Origin of the sequence: Marinobacter sp. DUT-1 (genome assembly GCF_050379415.1) — a bacterium.
Lineage (GTDB): Bacteria > Pseudomonadota > Gammaproteobacteria > Pseudomonadales > Oleiphilaceae > Marinobacter.
In genome coordinates, this window is record NZ_JBNRLS010000003.1 from 1 (window position 1) to 23,574 (window position 23,574).

Genomic DNA, 23,574 nt, shown 5'->3' on the forward strand with positions numbered 1-23,574 from the left:
ACTGGAAAACGAAATAAAAGAGCTAGAGAAACACCATGACATATTCAATAAGCATAGAAAAATTCTCGTTTCAGGAACTGCCGGCTGCGGCAAATCAACGTTTCTTAAATCACTTCTTGTCAACCAGGTCAACGATAGGCTAACAAGAATACCTTTTTTTATCGAATTACGGAGGATATCTAATAAAGGAAGCATAACAGCACAAATTGCAAAAGATTTGGAAAATATTACGGCAATTGCAATAACTGAAAATATTGTCAAGAAATGTATTAAAGAGGGAAGGTTTACACTAATATTAGATGGGTTCGACGAGGTCCCGGAAGAGTTTCGCGAGAATGTCTATGAGCAAATAGAAGAGCTTTGCTTCAAATACCCTGATTTGCAAGTTATTGCTTCGAGCCGACCAGAACATAGCATCCAAAATTTGGTCGCCTTTTCAGCTGCCGAAATACTTCCCTTAAGAAAAGATGAGGCCTGTGACCTTATTGCCAGAGTGCCTTTCAATGAAAAGATTAAAGCAAGCTTTTTAGAAAGCTTGAGGTCTGATCTTTATGATAAACACAAAACATTTGCCTCAAACCCTCTGCTTCTCTCAACAATGCTTTTAACATATTGCGAAACGGGAGAAATACCAGACAATTTATCATTATTTTTTGAGAATGCCTTTAGTGCGCTTTATTACAGGCATGATTTAACAAAAGATTTTTTCCGAAGAAACATAAAATCTCCTTTAGCTTCCGATGAATTTAAAGAATTGTTCTCTTATTTCTCTGCATCGACATTTTTCAAGCACGGGGTTGAATTCCAAGATCATAATGCCATTGATGCAATTCGTGCCGGACAAAAACACATCGATAAAAATTTTGAGCCGCAATTTTTTCTTACAGATATCTTAGAAAATGTTTGCTTACTCGTACGCGACGGATTGGTGCTTACATTTACTCATAGAACCTTCCAAGAATATTTCGCCGCAAAATTCTTATCAAGATGCTCGCCAGAGGAGAGGAGCGCTGCATATCCCACAATAATTCAGCATTCGGTTTCAGAACAGGTTGCAACTTTTCTCTATAACATTTCTCCTCGAGAAGTCGAGAGCGAACTGATTGAACCCGAGCTGAAAAGGATAGTCGCACACAGCGAACCTAAAACTGACCGTGAAATTCTAGAATTCGCTGAATCTATCTTTGGAAGAGTTCAGATAAAATATATAAACCATACAAAAGGTAAGGAAAAAAATACTGAAGGCCCAACACATTCATTTACACTAGATATAGGTGGCGACAACAAATTTATATTCGGATTAATACATAGATCTTCAGAATGGTTTGCTAAATCACATAAAAATAAAGTTAAAAAAATAAATCGAAGGCTCTGTATGGACAAACTAACGACTTATCTAACAGCGGAAACATTTGATTCCTTTGGCTTTGATATAAGGCCCACAGAGGCAAGCGACGAAAACTTACAACTATTTAGAGAAATTGAACTTTTCGAATTCTACAAGCAGATTTACACCACATCATCAAAAATCCTTGAAATTATTAAAGAAAAGAAAAAAGACAAAAAGGATAGGCTATTAGATATGTTCTCATAGCTTTAACATCGGGCTTTCTGGAGAATATCTTTGACGGTTGATTTCGGAAAAACAAAGTGTATAAGAAAACTACGGAGACTCTGAATAAGTCTCCCTAACGGAATCGGCGATAGGTAACAGCTTTCGGCATTTCGGGTACCGAGAACAAGCCATAACCTCAGTGCCTGCATGCTTGCCTGAGCGAACCCGCTTCTTCACCATCGGCGCATAGCAACGAGGACAGAAATTCTCCGGCGTATCCTCAGAACGAGACGCAAATAAAGCCTCATCAACTGGCTCAACACTATCTTCACTTCCAACAGAAGCCCCACTAATGGCTTCACTCGTCTGACCTACACCCAATGTTTTTTGGATGTCCGCAGTGGTATAGCTGCGTTTGGCTTTAAACCTAACTAAAGGGAGGCCTGCAGCTTCAAAGGCGTTATCTAGAAAAGTGTCACGCTCCTTTCTCTTGGCCGAATCATGCGATTTATCGTCCAGCTCAATAGCCCAAACTGGCTTGAAGGTTTTGCGTTCCACTACAACGATATCTATGTGGCGGCTTTTTATTCGATTACGGAAAGACTGACGGGTTTGCCGCTCAAGCCCCGTTTTTACAGAGATAAGATCCTCTACACGAACCTTGCCGAAAAGCCTGTATTGATCGCCAGGTAATGCGAGCTCAAGGACCTGGTAAAACGACCCCTCTGCTTCTGTCATCAGGCGGTCTCGACGCTGATAGGGGAACTCGATTACCACCCTTTTAGCAAGAGGCGAATGTGGCGAACAGAGCAAGTAGAATAATACTGCGATCCCCGCTAACAGGATCGGAAACAACAATCCATCGAACACAAGAACACCTTTACCTTTTCAGTTCCTTATGAAGATAAGGATAGTAGCCTATATTTCTCACTCATCGCCAACTGAGTTAGGCAGGTGTCAACAAAATGTCCACGCCCATGCGCTTTTGTGTGGAACTGAGTGGTTTTTGGTTCTCATAGGTGACTGTTTTAACACGAATTGTGGTTTACTGTGCTGCTGCGAAAGCCTGCAGCATCGGGTTCAATTCCCGCCGTCTCCACCAAACACCCAGAAGAAAGCCCCTGATTTCAGGGGCTTTTTTTTGCCTCTAAGAGGTTGAACCTCCCCTGGCGTCCACATTAAGACCACATTTCCAGTTTACGTATTCGGTTAACGGCATCGGCTTCGCATAATAGAAACCCTGTGCCGTATCTGCTCCGTATTCTGCGACGATCTCATGTTGCTCTCTCGTCTCGACTCCCTCGACTGTTACGTGCAAATTCAATGCATGCGCCATCTTGATCATAGAGCTCAGAACTGTCCGAGCATGAGGGCTTTCATGCACGCTCGATACAAAAGCGCGATCAATCTTTAACCCCGAAAGAGGTAAATGAGCGAGGTATTGGAACGATGAGTATCCCGTTCCAAAATCATCTAGGCTCACAAGGAAACCTTGATTTCGCAAACTCTCAATTGCCAACTTGGCATTAGCGGGATCACGGATGAGTGCCCTCTCAGTAATCTCAATTTCCAACTTTCCAGGTTCAACACCGCATAGAGACACAACACGACCTAAATTCTGAACCAACGCAGTATCCATCAGATTCTTAGCTGAAAAATTAATACTTACCGCACAAAGATCGTGTTGCTTAACATCCTCACAGGCCTTCCTGATCACAAATCGCGTCACAGGATCTATTAACGTGGTGGTTTCCAGTTTCGGCATAAACAGACCGGGTAAAACAACTGACCCATCACTTTTGAACCATCGCAATAATGCCTCACCCCCAGTATGGCGGCCGCTTCTAAGGCAAACTTTAGGCTGATAGAAGAGGCAAAATTCATTCTCTCGAAGCCCCTTTCGGACACCCGATATTAGACGCACCTGCTCTACCGTCTTATGATCGAAAATTGGATCATAAGAGCGATAAAAAGCATTGGCATCCACTGCCGCAAAAAGAGCCGTTCTTGCCCGGTTAACCACAAGATCAGGCTCAACAACGTTTCTTTCAACCAAGTAGCTACCAACAATCAGTTGAACTCTCAGCGGAATACCGTCTATTTCCGCTTCTTGTTCTCCTGCAGAACGAACAGACTTTGCAACATTGTCAACTTCTTCTTGAGATGAAGCGAAAAACAAGAGCAAAAGCTCCGAGGTACTAAAACGGTAAATCTTATGGTCACAGGAAACAGCTACGCTAACTCGATCTGCAAGACAGCAAACAACTTTATTAGCAGTTTGCGGGCCCATTGCTTCCATGATTTCCCAAAGGTCCTGCAAACGAACCAGTATGACCCCAGGACTGCCCGAAAATGCTTTCCGAGACGTAGCAGAAGAAAGAACACTTACAAGATCTTCTTTTAGCGCAACCTGGTTGGGAAGTCCGGTTTCCCTATCAATTTTAATATCTCGAAAATGTCGTTGAGTTGAAATGCGCAGGCTTTGGAAAAGCCAACTGGAAAAACCACCAATAAGCATAAAAAAAGCAGTCCTGGCCAACCAATTATCGGTTGACTGGATCAAACCTTTTTCAACATCCATAGGCATATAAGGGCCAAGAAGCAGGCCTGCAATTACAGCACTAATCACTGTCGGAACGGGCCCAAACCATGCCGCTGTCAGAATAACCGGCAGAAGAACAGTATACGGGTAGGCATATCCAGTGCCCCCAGTTGCATAAACAACAGAAGCACCTGCAATTAACGACGCAGCAATTACAATGACTCGCGATACGGTACGAAGTAGACTTCCTCGACCGCTGAAATCGAGTGCTTCCCGACCAATAGACGTTACGGTGACGTTTTCAGCATTCATCTAAAATACCACGTGGGCGAGTTGATACGCCCATCCACTTACACTCACCCCGGCCAACCAGGCTTATATAATTAATGATCTAAAGATAGCCCAAAAATCACCGAATTCTATAAACTTTTGTCAATTTTCACTTAGTTCAACGAAACTAGCGGCCCTTTAACTACGGCTTCAACAAGGTGATCCTGGGAAAGGTGGGCATACCTCATCGTCATTGTAATGGTCGAGTGCCCAAGAATTTTTTGAAGACTCAGTATATCCCCTCCATTCATAACAAAATGGCTTGCAAAGGTATGTCGAAGCACATGAGCTGCTTGACCTGATGGCAGCTCGATTCCTGACTTATCAAGGGCTCGTCGGAAGGCCGATAGAGAAAAACTGAACCCCCCATGTGCTTCCAGATGCTCCCTGATCTCCTGGAATAATTCGGGAGAAACTGGGACAGATCTCGACTTCCCACTCTTTGTATTTACAAACCTCAGCTTTCCCTCTTGGACGTGCCGCAGCTGAAGGTTCTCTGCCTCTCCCCACCGGGCGCCAGTAGCCAGGCAAATTCTGGTAAGCAGATGAACGTGCGGATTCTGACTGAATTCCTCGATGGTTTTCAGCAAATGCCGGATCTGTTCGACTGTGAGCCAGGATAGCTCCCGTTCATCCAAGCGGATCATCTCGACATTCCTGATCGGGTTTTCAAAGTCGATTTCATTCAGCCGATGCAACTGGTTGTAGACCGCATTGAGATAGCCGAGGTGATTGTTCAGCGTTTTCGTGCTGGCCCCTTCCTGGATTTTGTAGGCGCGATAGGCCAGGAATGCAGCAGGCTTAACGGTCCTAGCAATCGGGTTGCCCATGAAGTCCGCGATAACATCCAGACAGCGCTTTCGGCGCTCACCATCTTTGAGGTGCACACCTTTGGCATTGAACCAAAGCTGGACGAGCTCTTTAAGCCGCCGGTTGTCCGCCTTCGAGGGGTTCCAATCCTTCCCTTCTGCCCGTTTGGTGAGGATGAAGGTTTCAAAGCGCTTGGCTTCAGCCTTTGAATCAAAGCTTTTCCGGATGCGTTTAGAGCCCCGGCCATCCATACGCAGGTCTACCTGCCATCGTCCTGATGGTAGTTTCCGGATCATGCAGCCACCTTTGTCAGCAGTCGTCGTTTAATCAGCCCGTCCTCTACCAGCCGGTAGAGCTCGTTTTCGTAAATCTCGCGCCTTCGGTAGTAATTGCAGAGGTCTTCCCAGAGGCCGGATTTCTTGAGGCAGTCCCAAGCCTGGCGCGTGTTAAACCGGTTGCGTGCATAGATGGAGAGCAAATTGCCAAAGGCCAGGGAGACGTTCTTTTCGTTGCCGCAACCGGGTTCCTTTTTTGCGCGTTTGTAGAGCAGATCCGGGGCCGAGTAGCCGAAGCCGATGTCATCCCGGAGCTTGGTCCAGATGGGGTGTACCCATTCCCGCTTTACTTCATACCGGTTGCCGGTCAGGGCGTAGCGCCATAGGCCGGTCAGGTGCGGTACGGCGTCCATGTAGGTATAGATGGGCTTCATGTTGGCCGTGCCCTGGGAGATCTCGTTCACGATCCGGTGATGGAACCGGATTTCCAGGCGCCAGACCGGTTTGTCGGGGTCGTAGCAGGTATCCGGGAAACATTCTTCGTTGGTGGCACATTCCCAGATCGACTCCATGAAGGCGCGCTTGTCGGAGACGTCGATTTCCTTGGACTTGTCGTAGAGGCAGACCTGCAGGCTGTTGGCCTTGCCGAAGGTGTAGGTTTCACCCCGGCCGTTGATGGTGGCACCGTCCAGGCCCTTGAACACCAGGTCACTCAGGCCGTTGTGGACGCTGATGGTTTTGGCGCGGGTGACGAAGTGGCTGGCAAAGTCCTGGGGCGGTTCCCAGCCCTGGAAGTCCACACACAGATGTAGGGCAATCCCGACCGGTTTAATGCCCTTCAGGAAGACCATGCCCCACTCGGCCAGCTCGTCGTGGATCTCCTGGCTGGAGCGCTCGTAGAGCCAGCGGGGAGAGGTTTCAATCTTGAGGTGCGTGCCGGGGTTCTCCGCATCGGCGTAGAAGTTCTGGATCAGCAGGGTCAGGCCGTATTCACGGTTCTGCAGGATGTACTTGAAGCCACCTCGCCTGCCCGACTGGACCCGGAACGGAATGTTCCTGATGGTGATGGTGGCGTCAAAGCTGGATTCATAGGCTTCCGCGATTTCCGCCAGGGGTTCGGGCTTGAGGCGTCCTTCGAACAACTGACGAACGGTATCAACCCCGGTCCAGAGGACGTTCACATCCTGGAGGTTGACCTGTTGCCCTTCGGGACCGATGAACAGATCCCCTTTGCCGGTTTCCCCGGTCCGGATATCAATGCGTTCAAAGTCTTTGATTTTCATCTGTGGCCTTCTGTGGTTGTCTGTGGTGGAAAATCAACTCACGTTGTTTTCTATGAGACGTGTTACAGGGACGTCTCTGGGGCTTCGCCCCGGCGCCAGCGGATCGCTTGCTCCTCGCGCATCGTCGCTAGCGCTCCGCTGGCGCCGGGTCGTCGGCCTGGGTTAATAAGGGTGGATACATGCTTGGCTCGATCATCGGGCGTGGTCCCGGCTCTTCCGATCGGATGCGATGGCAGTAGAGATCCTGGACGGCTTCCCCGTTCCACCAAAGCTGGCCGTGACAGTCCCGGAGGTAGAGCACCCGGTACCCGTAGCTGGCGAGATCCTGTTGAGTAAGTGCAAACTCACCCTGCTGGTCTTTGCCGCTGAACAGGTAGGCCCGGTTGATGCTGCCGGCGATGCGGAGGTGAACGTCCGAGAACGGATGGTGTGATTCAGGTTTTGGCTGGTCTGGATCTACAGCACGCTCAGCCTTGCTACCAGCCGGAACGCTGCGCCCATCAGCACCATCAGGGTAAGCGCCACCATCAGTCTGAGGAGCTTCAGGCACAGCCACCGGGTCACCTGAGAGGCGCGCTTTCTCACGCTCGATGATCTGGACCGCAGCGTATGAGAAGTAGCCGAGGCTGCCGATGACAACCACAACTGCCATCTGCAACTTGCGATCCTTAAGGATTGAATGGCCCCCGACCACCCCTTTGGCCTTGCCGGTTTTGGTCGACTGGTAGCACTCGAAGACCCGGAGATCGACCTTGTACTCTTTTGGGACACCGATGCTATGGGAGGCAGCTTTTCCGCTGTTTTCAGGGTCATGTTCCAGTTCCCTCCATTTGTTTTTCTTCCAGGGCACGATGTGCCCCATCTGCCAATGACGGAACGCTTGCTGGGCACTCTGTCTTATTTCTTTGTGGATCTTTCCGATGTTCGGGGTGCACAGGAAAAGGTCCCAGTTGTAGTGCCGGTGCATGTCGAAGGCTAAGAGGACGTCCGCCGGGCGGTTGTCTCTCTGTGCCGCTTCCTTGCCGCCCGGGTAGTCCAGGTGTTCGATCTTGAAGTCACGCCGGGCAGCGGGGTACACCGCCTGGGCTTCGTCGAGGACGATCAGGGCACCGATGGGGGCCCAATGGAACCATCTTGCGGCGTACTCCAGGGCGTCCCGGGTTTCGGTTTCCAGGTTGATGATTCTCGCTTCCGGGCCGCAGGTGACGCCGAAGGCTTGCTCTACCCGTTCGATGGAATCGAGGCCTCTTATATTGGTGACGACGCAGCGGCCGTCCGGGTAGTCACTGTCCTCCCCGATCAGGGCCGGGATCACGTAGCGTTGAACCACGCCGGCGGATTTATAGGAGCCCGGCGGGCCGTGGTGGATGTTGATGGTCATTTGAAGACTCCCATCACGTAGCGGGTCAGGTGGGCGTTGAGGATGATGTTCAGGGCATCCGGCACCCGGAAGAACGTCAGCACCCCCATGACCTTGGAATCGATGGAGCCCCAGTACTGGTTGATGGTGCCGGAGATGTTCAGCTGGTTGAGGACTTCCTGGGCGACCTGCCAGGAGAAGCCGACGAAGTAGATCTTGGCCTTGGTCACCCAGATCACATACCAGGCGGAGAGCTTCACCAGGATGTCATCCAGGAAGGCCGGGATGGATTCGAAGAAGCCCCAGATGGCGGTAAAGAAGTCAGCGATGAATTCCATCAGTCACGTGCTCCCATGATGATGCCGAGCGCGGCGAAGGTGGCGGCGAACAGGATGATGGAGCCGATCATGGAGAGATCCGCTCCGAACTTGGACAGACCGGCGTTGAAGGTCTGGCCGAACAGGGTGATGTTGTTGTCCTGGAGGCCCCCGGCCCCGGTGAAGGAGCCGAAAGAGGCGGCCATTTCTGACCGAATGTTGCCGATGAGGGTTTCGTATTCGCCCTGGACGGCGTTGAGTTCGTTCAGGCCGTCCTGAACTTCCATCGCGATAGGCGAACCGCTCCAGGTGATGGCGTTGCCGTCCTCGCCGACGATTTCGGTTTTGCCGGTACCAGAGTCACCGCCTCCCCCACCGGGAAGGTTGCTGATGGCGTCCTTGAGATCTCCGAAGCCCTTCTTGATGGATTGACCGATGTTGGAACGCTCGTTGTTGCCGTCTTTGAGCAGGCCCTTGATGTCTTCCAGCTGGCCGGCCATGCCGGTGTCATCGGCAACACCATCGCCGTCGCTGTCCCCGTTCGACGAATCGTTACGGGTGGGATCTTCTTTGTCTTCGTTGAGGTTTCCGCAGGCGAAGCCGTCGTCGTAGATTTCCAGCACGCTCTCGAAGCCACCAGGGCAGACCGGCGGGTTGGATTCGTCGGAAACACAGACGCCACTCCAGGAGCCGTCGTCCATTTCCCGGAAAGCGTAGGATTCGCCGGTGCCACAGGAGGTCTCGCCGGAGCAGACATAACGGTGATCGTCGCCCCACCCGGCGGTGCCCTGGTAATCCGGGGAGGATGGTGAACAGGCCGGATCGGGCTGGGTCAGGCAGTACGTACCGAGGGAGCCACCCGAGGGACAGGTGGTGACGCACTGGGAATTATCAGGGTTGTAGAACTCGCCGATTTCCTCGCACTCTTCCGGGGCTTTGGGAGAGAGACAGGCGCCGGTATCGGGGTCTTCGTAGTTGGGTGGGTCACATGGCGCCGGTGGGTTCTCGACGCCTTCGAAATCGTAGTAGTACGCAGAAGGGTTGTCCTTGCCGATGACGTAGACAGTCAGTTTCTTATAAGGCAGCGGCCCATACCGGACACCGTCGATGTAAAGCGTGCGGGTATCGTTGAGGACAATGGCGTAGTTGTCATCGACCAGGTCCGGGCAACCGCCCGTTTTGCATTTGATGGCGTCTCCGATCTGCTGTTCGGTGTCGAACCATTGATCGGATGTGAAGTAATAGTTGGCACTGGCCGGGGCATAAAAAGGCGCTGCAAAACCTGGCAGCGATACCGCGCTGAGAAGCAAAAGTCTTAGTACAAATCTCATGGAAGCCCCCACTAAAAAGGCCGGTCGAAACCGGCCTTAGACAGTGCGATAACCGGAGACAAAACAGCCTGTCCAGAGACAGGCTATTAAGATGCTGGTCAGCATTACCGGTTAATCAGTCGCAGCACGATGCCGACACCGAAGACCACGGCAGCGACACCAATAACGGCGGCCACAGCGGCCGTGGTGTTGGTGGTGGCGTCGGTCTGTGCCGCGGTGATGGTGGCGGTGTGATCCACGGCGAAGGCGCTCAGGGATGTACCAGCCGCCGCAACCACAGCACCGGCCTTAGCCAGTCCCTTGCCGAAGCGAGCGCGGGCCATGCCCCAGGTTTTGCCGTTGTCCTGCTTTTCCATTTCGATAACTTCGTTCATAGCGTGTACCTCAGACTTTTCTCATGATTTGAACGACTCGTCCGGCACCGACTCCGGTGACGAAGAGAGTCAGGGCGATCCCTGACACCAGACCGATGATCTCGACGTCCGGTGCCAGGTATTCCTGAAACAGGACGTCGACGTCCTGATAAGGAATGCTTTGCAGGGTCCCGGTGCATTCGATGCCCTGGGTCCCTTGTATCCATTCACCTTCGCAGGTGATGACGTTCATAACAGGCTGCCCTGGACCTTAAGCAGCGGGTTTCTTCACGGTGTCCTGGGGCTTGAGCTCCAGGGCCTTGAAGGTGATCTTGCCGCCCTGCCCGGCTTTCATTTGCGCCTTGACGGTGAACATGGCCGGGAGGCGGTCGGCATGATTACGAAGCTGGTCGATGTGCTTGTAGTCGCAGGCGATTTTCATGACTTCGTTGCCGACGCGGTTGTCGTCGTCAGCTTCAGCCGGGGAGTAAGCCCACAGGGAGCCGCCTTTGTTGCCGTCGATGTCGTAGCGGGTGGCGCCGATGATCATCAGGTTCAGGTAGTTTTCCATGTCGTTGGTCCTCTGGTTCTGGTTTCGGTGTTGCTGGGTTGCGTTGATGTCCCGGAAGCTCCGGGCGGTTTAAACCTGGGTTGTGCGACCCCTTACGGGGCGGGCTCTACTCGCGTTGCTCCTGGTCACTAAGGTGACCACCCTTACGGGTAACGATCCCTGTCGCCTGCCGCGCTCCGCTTGCCTCCTGTGCTCATGGCTCGGAATCAAGGGGCGGGCGTCCTCCCCCGACATCCTCACCACTCCGGATGCGCACTGTGGACCAGTCAGCGACCGCCACAAGGCCAGGGGGCCTGCGGCCCTGGCGCGGGGCGCCAGCCTTGCAGCGCTCACTGCCCGGCCCCCTGGTCGTGCGCGAGTGGTGACGATGACGGGGGCGGACTCGAAGACTTTTCAGGGGCATCCCCCTGGAAGCCAAAGTTCGGGCAGCCAGCCTCTAACCAGGCGCGCAGGACCGAACCGCAGAGGGTCCACAGGTCGGTGCCACGCTGGATGGCTTCTTGCTGCAATTGCAGGTAACAGGAACTCGGGGCCACCACGTAGAAGCGGCGTTCCTTGTCCTCCACCTGGTCCTGTCTTGGGGGGATGTAACTCATGGTTGTGTCTCCGTGACGTTGGGAAGATCCAGGTGGCCGCAGTCCCAGGCATCCCTCAGTTGAATGAGGCGATCAAAGGCCGGGCTGTGGTAGTTCCTGGCTTCCAGTTCGTGGATGAGTGCGTCGGTGAACCCGGCCTTGCAGCGGGCTAGGTAGTCGCACGGATGGTCGGTGCGGACGTCGCGCAGCTGGCCAAGGCGCTGGGCCAGGGTGTCAAAAAGGCCTTCCAGGGCATCAGGGGTGAGCGCAGAGGACGGATGTGGGCCCTGGAAGGCGAAACTGGCCGCATTAATGGCGCGGTTTACGTCGTGGCGGTGGAATCTCATCCCGAAGCCCTCAGTGCAGTGCAGGCTTGCCCGACGGCCCAGGCGTTGAAGTCCCGGGTTTGTTCCTGGAGGAGGAATTCAGCCCACAGGATGGTCAGGCGGAGGCCGTACCAGTACAGGTCGGAATCGACGCCCATGTAGGCGGACACCATCTGGTGGATCTGGCTGATGCGCTGTGCGGCTTCTTCGTATTCGCCTTCCTGAAAGGCTTCACAGGCTTCCTGGAAGCGCAGGCGCATGATGGTTTGTTTCTGGTTGCGCAGGTCCGGGCTCATTGCCAGTCCTCCTTATCCAGTGCGTCCTGAGACAGAGCGGCAATGTTCACCAGGCGGGGTTTTCCGATCTTGAGAGACGGCAAATGGCCCTTCTCGATCATGCCCCGTACCTGCCCTTCCGTGAGCCCGGTCAGTTGAGCAAAGCGCTCCTGGGTCATGACCGGGGTAGCTATCAGAATGATTTGTTTCTGCTCGTCCACTGTTTTGCACTCTGCTACACTTATTCCCATTCGTGTGCTAACACGAGGACAGCATTGGCACACATTTGAAACCACAATCTAAATATGACCACATTCGGGAGCATTGTCAACCCCGTTTGTGTTTTTTAAAACTTCGAATGGGTGCAATCGATGCCAGACCATAACGACGAAGACAAAATTGAAGGCATTGGAGGCCGAATAGCCCACATTCGGGGCTCTATGAGCCAGGCGGCATTTGCCGAAAAGCTCGGCGTACATAAGAACTCTCTAGGCAACTACGAGCGCGAGAACAGAACTCCAGATGCCGGATTTCTCGCGAAGCTGATTGCAAATGGCTATGACAGCAACTGGATACTGACAGGAGTTGGTGAGCCGAAGCTTCAACGTGAAAAGAAAAGCAGTAACGAAACCGATGAAAGTGGACTGAGGTTTGAGGAAGAGTTTGCTCTAATACCCGGCTACAACGTCCAGGTGGCTGCAGGTCATGGATCAATCGCGGGTGATGAAGCACCAACTAGGGAATTGGCTTTCAGGAGGAAATGGCTTCGCTTCAGAGGCTTGCATGAACAAGACCTAGCCCTGGTGTTCGCAAAAGGAGATTCAATGGAGCCAACCATCTCAGACAATGAAACCGTGATGGTAGATACTAGCGAAAAAAAGCTTCGGGATGGGCATATTTACGTCATTCGCAACGGCGACCACCTTTTGGTTAAGCGCATCCAAACACTATGGAATGACGGTGTTCAGTTGTTGAGTGACAACAAAGAATATCCGCCCCAAGAAATTGCCAGCTCTGATTTAGAGAATCTCGAGGTAATAGGTAAGGTCGTTTGGGTGGGAAAGGATCTATAAACAACATTAGATAATAGACCCTCAACATTTTCATCTAAAGAGATCAGATGAGTCTTCAACCTTCCCGTCGAAGGATAAGGACCTAAGCTTGCTTGATGTAGGTGGCAACTCAGATTTATCGCGTAAATAAAGTAAATTTTTCAGCTTATCTGGCGAGACATTCAAAAGCTCTAACTTAGCAAAATCCTCAGAGTCTGCTAACAATAGATTCGCAGCTGTTTTTGGTTCTGAACGTCGAATATCTCGAATAGATTGCCCCAATACAACCAAATAACGCCCATAGCGCAAAGCTGATCTTGACGCGTGAAGACTTCCACCCCTCAAATCAGACTGCACTAGCACAACCCCCTTGGCCAATGCCGCCTGAATACGGTCTCTCTCAACGAAATTGGATCTAGCAACGAATGAATTGTATCCGTATTCGCTAATCAACAACCCACCGTTATCAACGATTTTTCGGGCTAGCTCCTTGTTGGATGCGGGATATATCTTTTCCAAACCATGAGCCAATACAGCAATCGTGGACCCTCCGCGAACCAGACATGACTGATGTGCCAGAGTGTCAACGCCTTTAGCTAAACCACTGGTAATTACCCAGCCATCAGAAACGAACCAAGACGTAACCCTTTCAGCAATGCGGGCTCCATGATCCGTAGGCTCACGAGTGCCAATAATCGTCACCGACTCCCTCTTAAGTAGACTAAGATTGCCTGAGCAGTAAAGTAAAGGGGGTGGATCACTTACACTCCTGAGTGATTCCGGGTATGCCTCGTCATTCATTGAAATTATATGATGACCATAAGATTTGGCCACAGATAACTGCACATCTGCATAATGTTCAGCTTCCCGAATTTCTTGTTCGGTATATTTATTATTTTTGACGACATCGTCATGGAAATATTTTTCAACCGAAACTGATTCACGGAGACAAAAGCTAAGCACATCAATCAAATACTTTCTTCCGACACCTTTAAGTCGACTATATTTAATCAAACTTCTCGTGCAATCGCTTATCATACGTCGCTCACACTCTCAGTATAACCACATGCTTCGGGAGTTCCATAAGAGGTACAGGTTAAGAACTGTTTTCCCTCCCTGTAATTGTAGCTCTTCTTCATATCTTTTCCGCAACGAGGACACTCCTTTATCTTAATATACTCCGAATACTTGCATTGATCCTTTTCATAGAAACCAGTGCAACTATAAAAATGAATTCCTGTTTTACCATTTTTACTAACTCTCATAACACGAGAGCATTTTGGACAGGTCTTCTGATGCTCCTGGATGCTCACGGTTTTGGCCAAACATGCTCCCAGAGCTGCGGAAACGCCTACTCTCTGCAGCAGATCAAAGGCCGCCGTGAAGGTGGCGCCGGTAGTAATGATATCATCCAATACCAACACAGTCTTTCCAGAGAGTCGTTCTTCATGTTTTTTCTTGATACGGAAATTTCTGCTCAATTCCTCTGAGCGCTTTTCCTTGCCGCCAAGAGTCTTAAGGCTCCGCGCGCCACGCTCAAACTCAAAAATATCAGGTATGAACTCTGATCTCGATTTTGATTTCCTCTGTATTCTTTTTAGGAAATTCTCTAGCCGAGGGTTCTTCTCTTTTTTAGCTGGTATAACAGTAACAACATCAAAATATGATTCATCAGAACCAAAAGCATATTGTGGAAGACTCTCAACCACTTTAACAATTAAGTCAACGTAATACTCAGGCAATATATAAGTTTGAGACTCTTCCTTTTTGAAGATATCTTTAGACAAAGAATGATCTTCATGAATACGGGCGGTGAGAGAGCTACCTTGGCTAAAATATCTACCAAAAGATATCAGCTTTATTTCTTCCCTTTTTAATGGTACAACCTGGCCCGCTTCATTAAGAGGAAGGAAATTCATTTGAGATTTTGGGAAATCGAACTTCCTATTCAGGGCGACCCGATCCGCAATCAACGCCAACTCCTCTACATCATGTAGGTTAGCGAGCAACGTTTCAGAATTAAGTATAGCGGCAGGAACTTGATCAATTGGTCTTCTAGTCGCCCAAGACGGAGCAATAGGTCTTACACCGGCAGCGTATGAAGCCACAATATCAGTGTCTTGATCCCCAACATAAATTACTGTTTTTGGATCAGGACGACCCAGTTTTTCGAGAGCCAACTCAATACCGCGAGGTGATGGTTTAGCACCTGAAGGGCCCACATCATCATAACAAATCAAAATATCAAATACGTTTAAGTCATGATGATTAAGAAGAATATCTACATACCAGCGCGGAGAATTTGTAACAACAGCCAGTGGTACCCCTATTTTTTTTAGCTCCGAAACAATATTAGCAACCGGTTTAAAGACACTACTTTCATCGAGCTTCTCCCGCATCCCTTGGGAATCTCGATTCTCTCGGTATCCCTGAAGGCTTTTGGTGTAAATAAGTGTATCATCCAAATCAAAAATAACGGCGCTCACTGGCTTAGTATCCATTCTTCAACCTCTGTAAATCTGAGCTTATTTATTTCCAAATCGTTTTAGGATTCTTTGCAATTCTTCTATGCTAAGAGTGCTATTCGGATCACGATGTACCATTGCATGACAGTTCGGGCAAAGAGGGATTAAGTCAGTGGCAGGGTTTACAATCTGTTTTTTATCATACATAGAGATAGGAACAACATGGTGTACATGGATAAAACCCACACCATGATCACCATATACTTCGCCGAAATTAAAACCACATGCGATGCAACTATCACCATGAATCTCGATAGCCTGCTTTCTTAGCCTTGGGTCCCTTTCATAGCGCGTTGAGAAAATGCGTTTTTTTCCACCCTCCGCTATAGATGAAGTAAACGCATATTCGTCCCCTAACCTTTTTTGACTCTTAGGGCCACTTAGACCCGCAAGCGTAGCGATCCGGTCAAATGTTTCCTTGTTGATCGGCCTTACACCGTCACGCCAATAGTTATTTCTCCGGTTCTCTGGAATTATCTCAATATACTCGTCTGTCCCTGGGTACTTATTAGGCACCGCTTCTTTGAACGGAGTGAAGTTCTCGATCGTAACGAAGAGGTCACCTTTTTGGCTCTCCTCGTCTATGAATGGCTCCTGCTCAATGGTTGCAAAGCCGAAGTAATGGGGCTCATCCGAAAGACGTTTGTCCCGAAAGCTTTTGTCTTTCAGCTTGCCCTTGTAATAGACAACCGTAGTGCCGGGGGCGAGGTATTTGGCGTAACGCTTTGGAAAGTGATATTCGGAACCCGTTTTATCGGACCACTGAGAAACGTCGTTCTCCGTAATGACGGTATAGCTCATGCCACATCCTTTTGTTTTTGTGCGTTCTCTTCAACTCTAGATTTTTCCCAAAACCCGATGACCCAGCGGAAAACCAAGAAATTCATTAATAGGGAAAAGACCAGAATCCCGCAAAGCAAGGGGCTAAAGTCGGCTAGGAGGAAAATAAAACCGGCACAAAGTCCTACCAGGGCCAAAGTCGAAATTACGTCTGCGGCCTTGTAAACAACAGGCGGAGCAGGGTCAGATTCCAAAACTTTGTGGAAGAGAATGTAGGAAAAAATTCCCAGAGGAATGGCCGCGACGAATATCCCGAGACCTAGGAACCCAATTAAACCATGGGGCTCAATACTACCCTGGATCGCCAATAAGACTGTTGCTGCGGCGAAGGCCACAAGCGAAGAAAGCAAACGCTTCAGCTCAGACATCAAGGAATTTTGAGGCGGCTGGTAATGTTTATCGCCACTCATAAATTATTCCTATACCTCGTACATGCCATATCGCGGTAGGCTTTGCTCTTCTCAGTCCTATCTTTACTGAATTCCGCCTGCCAAAACTCACAGAGTTCGCGATTCTTTTGAATCATTGCCCGTTTTTGCTCAGCTTCTCTCTGTGCCGCGGCCTGTTTGCGTTGCCTATCCTTTTCAGCCTCCTCCCACTGTCGCTGGATATCTCGTGAAGGAAGACTGGGAGCCGGAACTGTTATGGGAGGAAACTCTTTTGAGAGTTGCGATTCCATTTTCTTTTCCATGAAGTCTGTCATGGAATCGAAAACCACGAAGAAAATCAGCCAACCAATAATACTGATAATGATCCACGAAACGATGTTCGCGACGACAACTGCAGAAAACACCTTAAACCAGGACATCATTCACTCCTTTGAAACACCGATAGGAAGCTTACCGAAGGTGTCAACAAAGTGTCCACGGGTTTGTGTTTAAGAGTGGTTTTGTGTGGGAGAAGAGTTAACCAGGCTACTGATTTTGCGAGAATAGTGGTTTTCTGTGTTGCTTTGAAAAGGCGCGACATCGGGTTCAATTCCCGCCACTTCTGTTATTCCGTTTGAAGTTGTGGGCGCTATGGCTGGCCAGCGCCCACCCAAAGGAAAGAGCTAGCCATCGATTCGAGAACAATCAATTGGCGGAGAATTCCTGTCAATTCCCAGAACAAGAACTTCAGACGTTAAGACCCTTATCGTACTAGCATCGCTGAGGCCCTGAGGCATGAATTCCTCAAGATTAAAGAATGAATCCATCTCAGGATGCGAGACGTTCTTAATCTTCATATCCTGAGACGTCACAATCAGCTTCTCATCCATGATTTCCCACGTTCCGGCTACCGAGAACGCAAATTTCAATTCTACCGGCAACTCGCCACCGGAAATCGTCATCGACCCGAACGAATTTGCAGCGCCAGTCGGAAGATATTGGTCGGTAGATTCAATTGATAAATTCCCATCGGGAGATTTCTCAATTAAAGAACACTCCCATGTACCTGGTAGACGGGACGACAGAACTTCGTCGCGGCTCATTTCTGTTGCAGGTTGAGAGGCACAGCCAGAGAGCAATATGGCGGAAAAACAGAAGGGGCGAAAAATTGACATAACATTCCTTACGTTACAACTGATTAGCTTACATTCCAACAAGCGGTGGCGCTAAAGATAGCACGGAATGCATGTGTCAACGAGTTGCCTACCTGCCTGTAGTTGTCAATGTGTCAGGATAGACTCCTAACTACATAAGCACATGTTTTAATGACTAATATGGATTTATCTGAAGGCTAATCCGAGTGAGGTGATCAATCCGGCTAACGGGGTAGAACCCGGTGGCCACGATTTCCAATGAAGAAAACGCAGCCACGAAGCACAATTATTTGCAGCTGAGTGTAAAGGCGGAATTCTCTTTGGACACCAGCTCAACCGTCAGGAAAAACTCCTCACCAAGTGCAGCGTACTGAGAATCGGAAAGACCTGGCCAAACGTCTTTTTTCATCTCTTCTATGACACCCTGTTCATCAAACTTGTTTTTCATAACCTGGCAAAGTTCTTCGCTGATATCCTTAGCTCTGCTCTCTACCATGAACACGAATTCAACGCTTCCTGGATTTTCGTCGACCCTGGCACCTTTGAATTTAACCCCTCCTTCTCCAGCAGACTTACCCTCAAGATTTTTGGACAACATCATTGCGCCAACTTCTAACCGAACGACTCCAACCTCATACTTGGTGGCTGGCGTTTTCTTCAGATCATCCAGAATGCTCGCCAAAGCGGATCCGCTGAAGATGAAACAGAGAATAAATACCAGGTTCCTCACGATTACTGCTCCTTTTAATAGTTCTACATGGTTGTGACAGCGCTGACTGCGGTTCACCTGGTCACCATACTAAGAATTACAATTCGCTGCGAGGTTGAGTAAGTGATTATTCCAGGAGCCTTTTTTCAACCTTTGTTGCACATGAAATGCATAGGAGATTGGATCTTCTGGACGGTTTCTAGCATGTCTCTTTGTATTGCAGAATTTGCATGCCGCGACGATGTTTGATGCATTCGCCTTTCCTCCCTCACAGTGAGCAACGAGATGCTCGCCAGTACACTGAAAGAAAGATGCTTGCTTTACAGAGATACCGTAATGAGATGCATAGCTTTCGACATCGGAGATCCACATAGGCTTGCGGCAGTATATGCAAAGACCATGCTGACGGAGGTACACTGAATTACGATTTTTTTTGAGGGAATATCTTTTTTTAGACACGAAATAGACCGGCTTTTTCAGTACCTCAGAATCGCTTAAGCGATACCTGAAGAACCAGCCGAGATACTTCGAACTGGAGGGCGAAGAGTAGTCGGATAAACCCGAACTACTCGGTTTAGTTGAAACCTAAGTTAGCTGATTCTGGGAGAAAGGTAAACCCGAGAGTGTCGACGTACTGTCAACCAAACCCTGGTTGATTGTGGATCAAAGTGGAGATACTAGTTCGTAAGTCATTGTTTTGTGGATGACTGAGGACTTATGTGCTGCAAAAAGCACTCCTGCAAGGCTCTCATAATCCCTTGGTCGCTGGTTCGAGTCCAGCTGGGCCCACCACTCCTTTCAGTCGCGATGGACCTCATTGGACTATTCCAGCCAGAAATCACAGATTTCTGTCGCTTCGCAGGGCGCAAGCCATGCTTCCGCTTCATCCTGCTTCGCCCAGCTGGGCCCACCACTTCCCTGCCCCCAATACAATTCCCACCTGAATTTGTGCAATACCTATCTTTATCGACTAATTTTAAAGTGACCGGAGCACATCGCCGACCGATGGCCGACGACAGGCAGGAATTACCGGCCAAGGCTCACTCGACACTGCGTCGAGCCTGACAAGAACCGTCCCCAGAGCCAGGAAATTGGATCATTGATCGTAATTCCCCGAGGGAACAGATGAAGTCGTCAAAGACCCATGGAGAGGCATCATGAGGAGCAAACTCGGCACCTTTCAGACCCTATTAACCCTTCTTTTCTTGGCTTTCGTTCTCAGCGCCTGTGGTGGAGGTGGGAGCGGAAGTCAATCGGTCACCGTGGAATCCACGGAGGATATTTCCCTTTCCATAAACCCTGACAACCTGAATCTGGCGCTTAACCAGAGTGCCACGGTAAAGGCCATTGCCACTTTGGTAAGGACTGGAACAACAGCTGATGTATCGGATCAGGTTAACTGGAGCTCGGATAATATTGCTATCGCTTCCATTACGAGATCCGGCGGGACCGTTACGGTTATACCTCAAAACGAAGGATCAACCACAATTACTGCTGAACTCGACGGCATTTCAACTACTGCCTCCGTAACCATCGGCAACCCATTGATCAAGATCGTCACGGATCCACCGAGCAAGAGCATCATGGATGGTTCACTGGAACAGATCACAGCAAGGGGCACCTTCAGCGATGGCACCTCAAAAGACGTAACAAACGGCGTAACATGGACTTCAAACGACGAGACTATAGCGACAGTTGACGAAGGGCAGGTATCTGCGCTCAAACCAGGGGAAGTAACCATATCCGCAGTTGCCGGGCCCGTGTCTGGCACCACGCAATTAATGATAGCTCCGGCTCCGGATGCTCCCGGGCGAATGGAAATCGTTATTACACCAAATGTTATTCTGAAGGATGAAGTAACAGGCGCATCTATTCTTGCTACGGTATTTGCCAATGATGAGACTGGTGGAGTCCTGAGCCCTACCACGACGATAGTCTTCTCAGAGTCATCCGGCGATGTAAGTTTCATACCGACTGAAGCTGAAATTAACAGCACCAACCAGGTTGAAACAGAAGCCAAATCCACACTCGTTGGCGAATACCTGCTTTCTGCGGCCGTCCCAAATACCACAGCCAAGGCTCAAGGCACTTTGGATGTTGTATCCAACTTCAATGAAGTCATTCAGCAATCCAGCGAAATCAGGCAGCCAGTTATACTCAACGGCATGTTGCGCGACGGAGATTTTGGTGCACTTATCAAAAATACTTCAAATCGCGATTTTGGGTTCCAACCAACCCAGGCCGAGTTTTTCAATGGAAGTACCCTCATAGATTGCGACCCCGCAAACCCACTGCCGCCGCTGGATCTGAATAATCAAAACGGAATCCTCGAAGGTGGAGAGGAAGCTTTCTTCGGCTGCGAACTCAGATCGGATTCTGAAACAACCTACCCTCCCGGTGAGTTCAAGGTGGTCTTCTATTTTCGTGATGCGACGACCGATATTGCCTTCAGCGTGGAGGTACCGTTCGACGCGCCTCAAACATAACCCCTACACAAGCGGCCACGCACGGTGTAAATTTTCTGGACAAAAAAACCGCTGGGATCTCACCCAGCGGTTTTTTAACACTCATGATCTTTCACAGAGCTTCAGGAAGCCTTCTTCCTCCGGATGGCCAAGGCCAGAAGCCCTAACCCGAGAAGCCCCAAGGTACCAGGCTCCGGAACAGATACCGGCGGTTTGTCGGAGCTGTAAGACTTGTCGCTACCCTCGCAGCCGTCATTATTACCATCCAGAGTTCCTTCAGAGCAGAACTGCTGAGCCCGGATAGCAACAAGCCCGAAGTCATCAAGACCCAAGCCGAAGTCTGACGTCTGCCAAGAGAAGGTCTGGATACCGTCAAAGCCCTGTTCGCCAAGGCGGAACACCAGCCCCCACAGGCCATCAAATGATGCAGGGAAAGACAAGCCCTCAAGGTTGCAACCTGTGCCACAGCTGTTGCTCGAAGTGTCCTGCCCGACCAAAGCGACATTAGCGCCTGTCAGCATCGCACTGCCGCCGCCGGTGGTCTCGCTGCCGAAATCGACAAACAGGCCCAACGCCTCTGCGTTCCACGGATCAACAGTCAGACTGTAGTTGAAATAACCCGCGTCGTTGTCGTTCACCGTGAAGATATAGTTACCTGATCCGTTCTCATTGCTCGTCCAGGTGTCATACGTAATCATCCCTGCCTGAGCCGCACCGGCACCCGCAAGGCACCCAGCAGCAAGCAGTGATGGCAAGAACCTTCCTTTGAATTTCATGTTACTTCCCTCCGTTGTACGACATGCAGTCCCGGTAGAGGCATCAACCCCTCCACCACCAAAAACTGCACGGCCACTTTCTCTTCGGATATGAGCAAGAGGCGAGCCAACATGGAAAAACATATATCTGCCAGCCGGTTACGAGAGCAAAAAAAAGCCACTCCGGAGTAAATCGTAAAATTTTTCGACATCGCGTCACGGTCCCTTACATTCCGTGACCATTAAACATTTCATAATTCGGAAAACACTGGTAAGAGCTTGTAACAACGGGGATTTCACGACCCCCAAGCATATACGTGGTTCTACAGACATTGATCTGTGTCAAAAAAGCCAAAGTCCCGAAAAGACAAGCCACATACACTGCAACCCTGAACCAACGTGGCGCCACCCTCAGGAAGCACCGGCGCACGGACAAAAACAACGAGATAACGGAGTGTATCAATGGTAACCACCCCCCGGTTTTCCGTACGGGCTATGTCCCTTGCAGTTGCTGCGGTTTCCGCAGGTGTTTCTCTGTCCGCCACTGCCAGCATGGGCAACCTCGGCACCACCTATGGTGTAATGCCGGTTGACGTTGCCACCGCCCAGTCCCTGTCCATGTTTAATGACCAGGTGTCCGCCACCTACTACAACCCGGCGTACCTGACCAAGGACACCCGCGGCGAACTGACGGCAGGTATTCTGCACGCGGAACAGGAGTTGCGCTCTGCCAACCCCAACGCGGACGGCGATGTGCTCTCCAACTCCCCGAGCCAGCACGTGCTGATCGGTATGAAAACGAACCTGGGGTCACTGACCCGCTTTGACCATCCGATCTATCTCGGTTTCATTGCCGGCGTGGAGAAATATGGCAAGGAAATGCTGGCTTTCAGCTCTGAAACCACCGAAACCGGCCAATTCCTGCAGTACGGCAAGGAACCACTGTTCCTGAATATCGGCGGCGCGACGCAAATCTGGCGCGGCATTTCTGCCGGTGCCTCAGTACGAGTTACGCTGGACGCAACGGCAAATCTCGACGCCGTGTCCACACTGGGCGGCGAGACCACCCGCGAACGTCTCTCCGTCAATGCCGAGCCCTCACTGAAAACCATCCTCGGCACCAATATTGATTTGGGAAGTACGTTCTGTCCGGACAGTGAATGCTTCCTGGATGGCTGGGAATCTGCACTCATTTACCGGACCAAGTCCTCTGCCTCCACCACGATCGACTCCAACATTATCGTCACCCAGACCATTCCGGAGCCCGGCTTGAGTCTTGCTGTTTCAACCATTGACTCTTTCCAGCCGGAAACCATCGGCATCGGCACCCAGTACCAGGGTGAGAACTGGCGCATTGGTGGCAGCATCGAGCAGCAGAACTGGTCCGAGCTGGAGGATGAATTCGCTGCCGACAGCATCAAGGATCAGGGCTCGGTGGCAGCAGCCAGCCGGATCGAATTTGACGACATCCTGATCCCCCGTGTCGGGGGCGAGTATCAGCTCAACAAGAATTTCGCAGTTCGAGGCGGGATTGCCTATGAAGAATCCCCCCTCAAATCCACCCGCAACCCCGAGATCAACTACCTCGACACCGACAAGATCGTGATCGGCCTTGGCATCAGCGCCACCTACGACCGCACCCGTCTGTTGGCCTACCCGGTCCGGCTGGACCTGGGCTACCAGTATCAGCAGCTGCAGGAGCGTGATTTCACCCTGGTGGACTTCGACGGCAATGAGACCAACGTGAAAGCCGACGGCGATGTCCACGTGGTCGCCGGCTCCATCACCCTGAAGTTCTGAGGA

The 23,574-nt window shown here is 50.4% G+C and carries 27 protein-coding genes; 4 read left to right on the forward strand and 23 right to left on the reverse strand.

Features of this window, described 5'->3' with window-relative positions; genetic code table 11:
* On the forward strand, positions 1 to 1,594 hold a 1,594-nt coding region (locus ACQUTG_RS10015; RefSeq protein ID WP_428919269.1), incomplete at its 5' end, for an NACHT domain-containing protein.
* A gap of 69 nt (positions 1,595 to 1,663) precedes the next feature.
* Here ACQUTG_RS10015 and ACQUTG_RS10020 read toward each other — a convergent pair.
* The 14 genes from ACQUTG_RS10020 to ACQUTG_RS10085 all read right to left on the reverse strand — a co-directional run bounded on the left by ACQUTG_RS10020 (position 1,664) and on the right by ACQUTG_RS10085 (position 12,124).
* On the reverse strand, positions 1,664 to 2,293 hold the full coding sequence (locus tag ACQUTG_RS10020; RefSeq protein ID WP_428919270.1) for a DUF2726 domain-containing protein: 630 nt from the start codon (positions 2,291 to 2,293) through the stop codon (positions 1,664 to 1,666).
* 409 nt (positions 2,294 to 2,702) lie between these two features.
* On the reverse strand, positions 2,703 to 4,409 hold the full coding sequence (locus ACQUTG_RS10025; RefSeq protein ID WP_428919271.1) for a putative bifunctional diguanylate cyclase/phosphodiesterase: 1,707 nt from the start codon (positions 4,407 to 4,409) through the stop codon (positions 2,703 to 2,705).
* 131 nt (positions 4,410 to 4,540) lie between these two features.
* Positions 4,541 to 5,533 carry a phage integrase gene (locus ACQUTG_RS10030; protein WP_428919272.1) on the reverse strand — a complete coding sequence of 331 codons (993 nt, stop codon included), beginning with the start codon at positions 5,531 to 5,533 and terminating at the stop codon, positions 4,541 to 4,543.
* Positions 5,530 to 6,795: a hypothetical protein gene (locus tag ACQUTG_RS10035; RefSeq protein ID WP_428919273.1), complete on the reverse strand. Its 1,266-nt coding sequence runs from the start codon at positions 6,793 to 6,795 to the stop codon at positions 5,530 to 5,532. Before ACQUTG_RS10035 ends, ACQUTG_RS10030 begins: the two co-directional genes overlap by 4 nt.
* Before the next feature lie 127 nt (positions 6,796 to 6,922).
* Positions 6,923 to 8,176 (reverse strand): zonular occludens toxin family protein, encoded by a 1,254-nt coding sequence (locus tag ACQUTG_RS10040; protein ID WP_428919274.1) that lies wholly within the window; start codon positions 8,174 to 8,176, stop codon positions 6,923 to 6,925.
* Complete coding sequence (locus ACQUTG_RS10045) at positions 8,173 to 8,493, reverse strand: DUF2523 family protein (RefSeq protein WP_219867980.1); 321 nt, start codon at positions 8,491 to 8,493, stop codon at positions 8,173 to 8,175. The genes ACQUTG_RS10040 and ACQUTG_RS10045 overlap by 4 nt, the downstream gene beginning before the upstream one ends.
* Positions 8,493 to 9,803, reverse strand: a complete 1,311-nt coding sequence (locus ACQUTG_RS10050) for a hypothetical protein (RefSeq protein WP_428919275.1) — start codon at positions 9,801 to 9,803, stop codon at positions 8,493 to 8,495. The genes ACQUTG_RS10045 and ACQUTG_RS10050 overlap by 1 nt, the downstream gene beginning before the upstream one ends.
* Positions 9,804 to 9,907: 104 nt before the next feature.
* Positions 9,908 to 10,177 (reverse strand): hypothetical protein, encoded by a 270-nt coding sequence (locus ACQUTG_RS10055; RefSeq protein ID WP_428919276.1) that lies wholly within the window; start codon positions 10,175 to 10,177, stop codon positions 9,908 to 9,910.
* Between the two features lie 10 nt (positions 10,178 to 10,187).
* The gene (locus ACQUTG_RS10060) at positions 10,188 to 10,409 is read right to left on the reverse strand and encodes a hypothetical protein (RefSeq protein WP_219867977.1); all 222 of its coding nucleotides are present in this window, start codon (positions 10,407 to 10,409) and stop codon (positions 10,188 to 10,190) included.
* 18 nt (positions 10,410 to 10,427) lie between these two features.
* Positions 10,428 to 10,727 (reverse strand): hypothetical protein, encoded by a 300-nt coding sequence (locus ACQUTG_RS10065; RefSeq protein ID WP_428919277.1) that lies wholly within the window; start codon positions 10,725 to 10,727, stop codon positions 10,428 to 10,430.
* A gap of 329 nt (positions 10,728 to 11,056) precedes the next feature.
* The gene (locus ACQUTG_RS10070) at positions 11,057 to 11,323 is read right to left on the reverse strand and encodes a hypothetical protein (protein ID WP_239038424.1); all 267 of its coding nucleotides are present in this window, start codon (positions 11,321 to 11,323) and stop codon (positions 11,057 to 11,059) included.
* A complete protein-coding gene (locus tag ACQUTG_RS10075; protein ID WP_428919278.1) occupies positions 11,320 to 11,649 on the reverse strand; it encodes a hypothetical protein in 330 nt (109 codons plus the stop codon). The genes ACQUTG_RS10070 and ACQUTG_RS10075 overlap by 4 nt, the downstream gene beginning before the upstream one ends.
* Positions 11,646 to 11,924, reverse strand: coding sequence for a hypothetical protein (locus tag ACQUTG_RS10080; protein ID WP_428919279.1), 279 nt, complete (start codon positions 11,922 to 11,924; stop codon positions 11,646 to 11,648). Before ACQUTG_RS10080 ends, ACQUTG_RS10075 begins: the two co-directional genes overlap by 4 nt.
* On the reverse strand, positions 11,921 to 12,124 hold the full coding sequence (locus ACQUTG_RS10085; RefSeq protein WP_239038421.1) for a hypothetical protein: 204 nt from the start codon (positions 12,122 to 12,124) through the stop codon (positions 11,921 to 11,923). The genes ACQUTG_RS10080 and ACQUTG_RS10085 overlap by 4 nt, the downstream gene beginning before the upstream one ends.
* A 150-nt stretch (positions 12,125 to 12,274) precedes the next feature.
* On the opposite strand from ACQUTG_RS10085, the gene ACQUTG_RS10090 reads away from it, so the two are divergent.
* The gene (locus tag ACQUTG_RS10090) at positions 12,275 to 12,976 is read left to right on the forward strand and encodes an XRE family transcriptional regulator (protein WP_428919280.1); all 702 of its coding nucleotides are present in this window, start codon (positions 12,275 to 12,277) and stop codon (positions 12,974 to 12,976) included.
* A gap of 30 nt (positions 12,977 to 13,006) precedes the next feature.
* Here the strand turns inward: ACQUTG_RS10090 and dprA are convergent, their stop codons facing one another.
* The 8 genes from dprA to ACQUTG_RS10130 form a co-directional block, all read right to left on the reverse strand.
* Entirely contained in the window at positions 13,007 to 13,918 is a 912-nt protein-coding gene (dprA, locus tag ACQUTG_RS10095; protein WP_428919840.1) for a DNA-processing protein DprA, read from the reverse strand.
* 71 nt (positions 13,919 to 13,989) lie between these two features.
* Positions 13,990 to 15,456 carry an HAD-IIIA family hydrolase gene (locus ACQUTG_RS10100; protein ID WP_428919281.1) on the reverse strand — a complete coding sequence of 489 codons (1,467 nt, stop codon included), beginning with the start codon at positions 15,454 to 15,456 and terminating at the stop codon, positions 13,990 to 13,992.
* 24 nt (positions 15,457 to 15,480) lie between these two features.
* Positions 15,481 to 16,281 carry an HNH endonuclease gene (locus ACQUTG_RS10105; protein ID WP_428919282.1) on the reverse strand — a complete coding sequence of 267 codons (801 nt, stop codon included), beginning with the start codon at positions 16,279 to 16,281 and terminating at the stop codon, positions 15,481 to 15,483.
* The gene (locus ACQUTG_RS10110) at positions 16,278 to 16,730 is read right to left on the reverse strand and encodes a hypothetical protein (RefSeq protein ID WP_428919283.1); all 453 of its coding nucleotides are present in this window, start codon (positions 16,728 to 16,730) and stop codon (positions 16,278 to 16,280) included. Before ACQUTG_RS10110 ends, ACQUTG_RS10105 begins: the two co-directional genes overlap by 4 nt.
* The gene (locus ACQUTG_RS10115) at positions 16,727 to 17,128 is read right to left on the reverse strand and encodes a hypothetical protein (RefSeq protein WP_428919284.1); all 402 of its coding nucleotides are present in this window, start codon (positions 17,126 to 17,128) and stop codon (positions 16,727 to 16,729) included. The genes ACQUTG_RS10110 and ACQUTG_RS10115 overlap by 4 nt, the downstream gene beginning before the upstream one ends.
* 243 nt (positions 17,129 to 17,371) lie before the next feature.
* Positions 17,372 to 17,863 (reverse strand): hypothetical protein, encoded by a 492-nt coding sequence (locus ACQUTG_RS10120; RefSeq protein WP_428919285.1) that lies wholly within the window; start codon positions 17,861 to 17,863, stop codon positions 17,372 to 17,374.
* A 265-nt stretch (positions 17,864 to 18,128) separates the two neighbouring features.
* The gene (locus tag ACQUTG_RS10125; protein ID WP_428919286.1) at positions 18,129 to 18,572 is read right to left on the reverse strand and encodes a hypothetical protein; all 444 of its coding nucleotides are present in this window, start codon (positions 18,570 to 18,572) and stop codon (positions 18,129 to 18,131) included.
* A gap of 69 nt (positions 18,573 to 18,641) precedes the next feature.
* Positions 18,642 to 18,923, reverse strand: coding sequence for an HNH endonuclease (locus tag ACQUTG_RS10130; protein WP_428919287.1), 282 nt, complete (start codon positions 18,921 to 18,923; stop codon positions 18,642 to 18,644).
* A 785-nt stretch (positions 18,924 to 19,708) separates the two neighbouring features.
* On the opposite strand from ACQUTG_RS10130, the gene ACQUTG_RS10135 reads away from it, so the two are divergent.
* A complete protein-coding gene (locus ACQUTG_RS10135; protein ID WP_428919288.1) occupies positions 19,709 to 21,037 on the forward strand; it encodes an Ig-like domain-containing protein in 1,329 nt (442 codons plus the stop codon).
* A gap of 101 nt (positions 21,038 to 21,138) precedes the next feature.
* Here ACQUTG_RS10135 and ACQUTG_RS10140 read toward each other — a convergent pair whose 3' ends face one another.
* On the reverse strand, positions 21,139 to 21,792 hold the full coding sequence (locus ACQUTG_RS10140; RefSeq protein WP_428919289.1) for a PEP-CTERM sorting domain-containing protein: 654 nt from the start codon (positions 21,790 to 21,792) through the stop codon (positions 21,139 to 21,141).
* 441 nt (positions 21,793 to 22,233) lie between these two features.
* Between ACQUTG_RS10140 and aupA the strand changes: the two genes are divergently transcribed.
* Positions 22,234 to 23,571, forward strand: a complete 1,338-nt coding sequence (aupA, locus tag ACQUTG_RS10145; RefSeq protein ID WP_428919290.1) for an alkane uptake protein AupA — start codon at positions 22,234 to 22,236, stop codon at positions 23,569 to 23,571.
* Positions 23,572 to 23,574: the final 3 nt, after the last annotated feature.

Bases quoted from the DNA above. Each gene is read 5' to 3' on its own strand.
- ACQUTG_RS10020 (WP_428919270.1), bottom strand. From the start codon at position 2,293: ATGACAGAAGCAGAGGGGTCGTTTTACCAGGTCCTTGAGCTCGCATTA.
- ACQUTG_RS10025 (WP_428919271.1), bottom strand. From the start codon at position 4,409: ATGAATGCTGAAAACGTCACCGTAACGTCTATTGGTCGGGAAGCACTC.
- ACQUTG_RS10030 (WP_428919272.1), bottom strand. From the start codon at position 5,533: ATGATCCGGAAACTACCATCAGGACGATGGCAGGTAGACCTGCGTATG.
- ACQUTG_RS10035 (WP_428919273.1), bottom strand. From the start codon at position 6,795: ATGAAAATCAAAGACTTTGAACGCATTGATATCCGGACCGGGGAAACC.
- ACQUTG_RS10040 (WP_428919274.1), bottom strand. From the start codon at position 8,176: ATGACCATCAACATCCACCACGGCCCGCCGGGCTCCTATAAATCCGCC.
- ACQUTG_RS10045 (WP_219867980.1), bottom strand. From the start codon at position 8,493: ATGGAATTCATCGCTGACTTCTTTACCGCCATCTGGGGCTTCTTCGAA.
- ACQUTG_RS10050 (WP_428919275.1), bottom strand. From the start codon at position 9,803: ATGAGATTTGTACTAAGACTTTTGCTTCTCAGCGCGGTATCGCTGCCA.
- ACQUTG_RS10055 (WP_428919276.1), bottom strand. From the start codon at position 10,177: ATGAACGAAGTTATCGAAATGGAAAAGCAGGACAACGGCAAAACCTGG.
- ACQUTG_RS10060 (WP_219867977.1), bottom strand. From the start codon at position 10,409: ATGAACGTCATCACCTGCGAAGGTGAATGGATACAAGGGACCCAGGGC.
- ACQUTG_RS10065 (WP_428919277.1), bottom strand. From the start codon at position 10,727: ATGGAAAACTACCTGAACCTGATGATCATCGGCGCCACCCGCTACGAC.
- ACQUTG_RS10070 (WP_239038424.1), bottom strand. From the start codon at position 11,323: ATGAGTTACATCCCCCCAAGACAGGACCAGGTGGAGGACAAGGAACGC.
- ACQUTG_RS10075 (WP_428919278.1), bottom strand. From the start codon at position 11,649: ATGAGATTCCACCGCCACGACGTAAACCGCGCCATTAATGCGGCCAGT.
- ACQUTG_RS10080 (WP_428919279.1), bottom strand. From the start codon at position 11,924: ATGAGCCCGGACCTGCGCAACCAGAAACAAACCATCATGCGCCTGCGC.
- ACQUTG_RS10090 (WP_428919280.1), top strand. From the start codon at position 12,275: ATGCCAGACCATAACGACGAAGACAAAATTGAAGGCATTGGAGGCCGA.
- ACQUTG_RS10100 (WP_428919281.1), bottom strand. From the start codon at position 15,456: ATGGATACTAAGCCAGTGAGCGCCGTTATTTTTGATTTGGATGATACA.
- ACQUTG_RS10105 (WP_428919282.1), bottom strand. From the start codon at position 16,281: ATGAGCTATACCGTCATTACGGAGAACGACGTTTCTCAGTGGTCCGAT.
- ACQUTG_RS10110 (WP_428919283.1), bottom strand. From the start codon at position 16,730: ATGAGTGGCGATAAACATTACCAGCCGCCTCAAAATTCCTTGATGTCT.
- ACQUTG_RS10115 (WP_428919284.1), bottom strand. From the start codon at position 17,128: ATGTCCTGGTTTAAGGTGTTTTCTGCAGTTGTCGTCGCGAACATCGTT.
- ACQUTG_RS10120 (WP_428919285.1), bottom strand. From the start codon at position 17,863: ATGTCAATTTTTCGCCCCTTCTGTTTTTCCGCCATATTGCTCTCTGGC.
- ACQUTG_RS10130 (WP_428919287.1), bottom strand. From the start codon at position 18,923: ATGTGGATCTCCGATGTCGAAAGCTATGCATCTCATTACGGTATCTCT.
- ACQUTG_RS10135 (WP_428919288.1), top strand. From the start codon at position 19,709: ATGAGGAGCAAACTCGGCACCTTTCAGACCCTATTAACCCTTCTTTTC.
- ACQUTG_RS10140 (WP_428919289.1), bottom strand. From the start codon at position 21,792: ATGAAATTCAAAGGAAGGTTCTTGCCATCACTGCTTGCTGCTGGGTGC.
- aupA (WP_428919290.1), top strand. From the start codon at position 22,234: ATGGTAACCACCCCCCGGTTTTCCGTACGGGCTATGTCCCTTGCAGTT.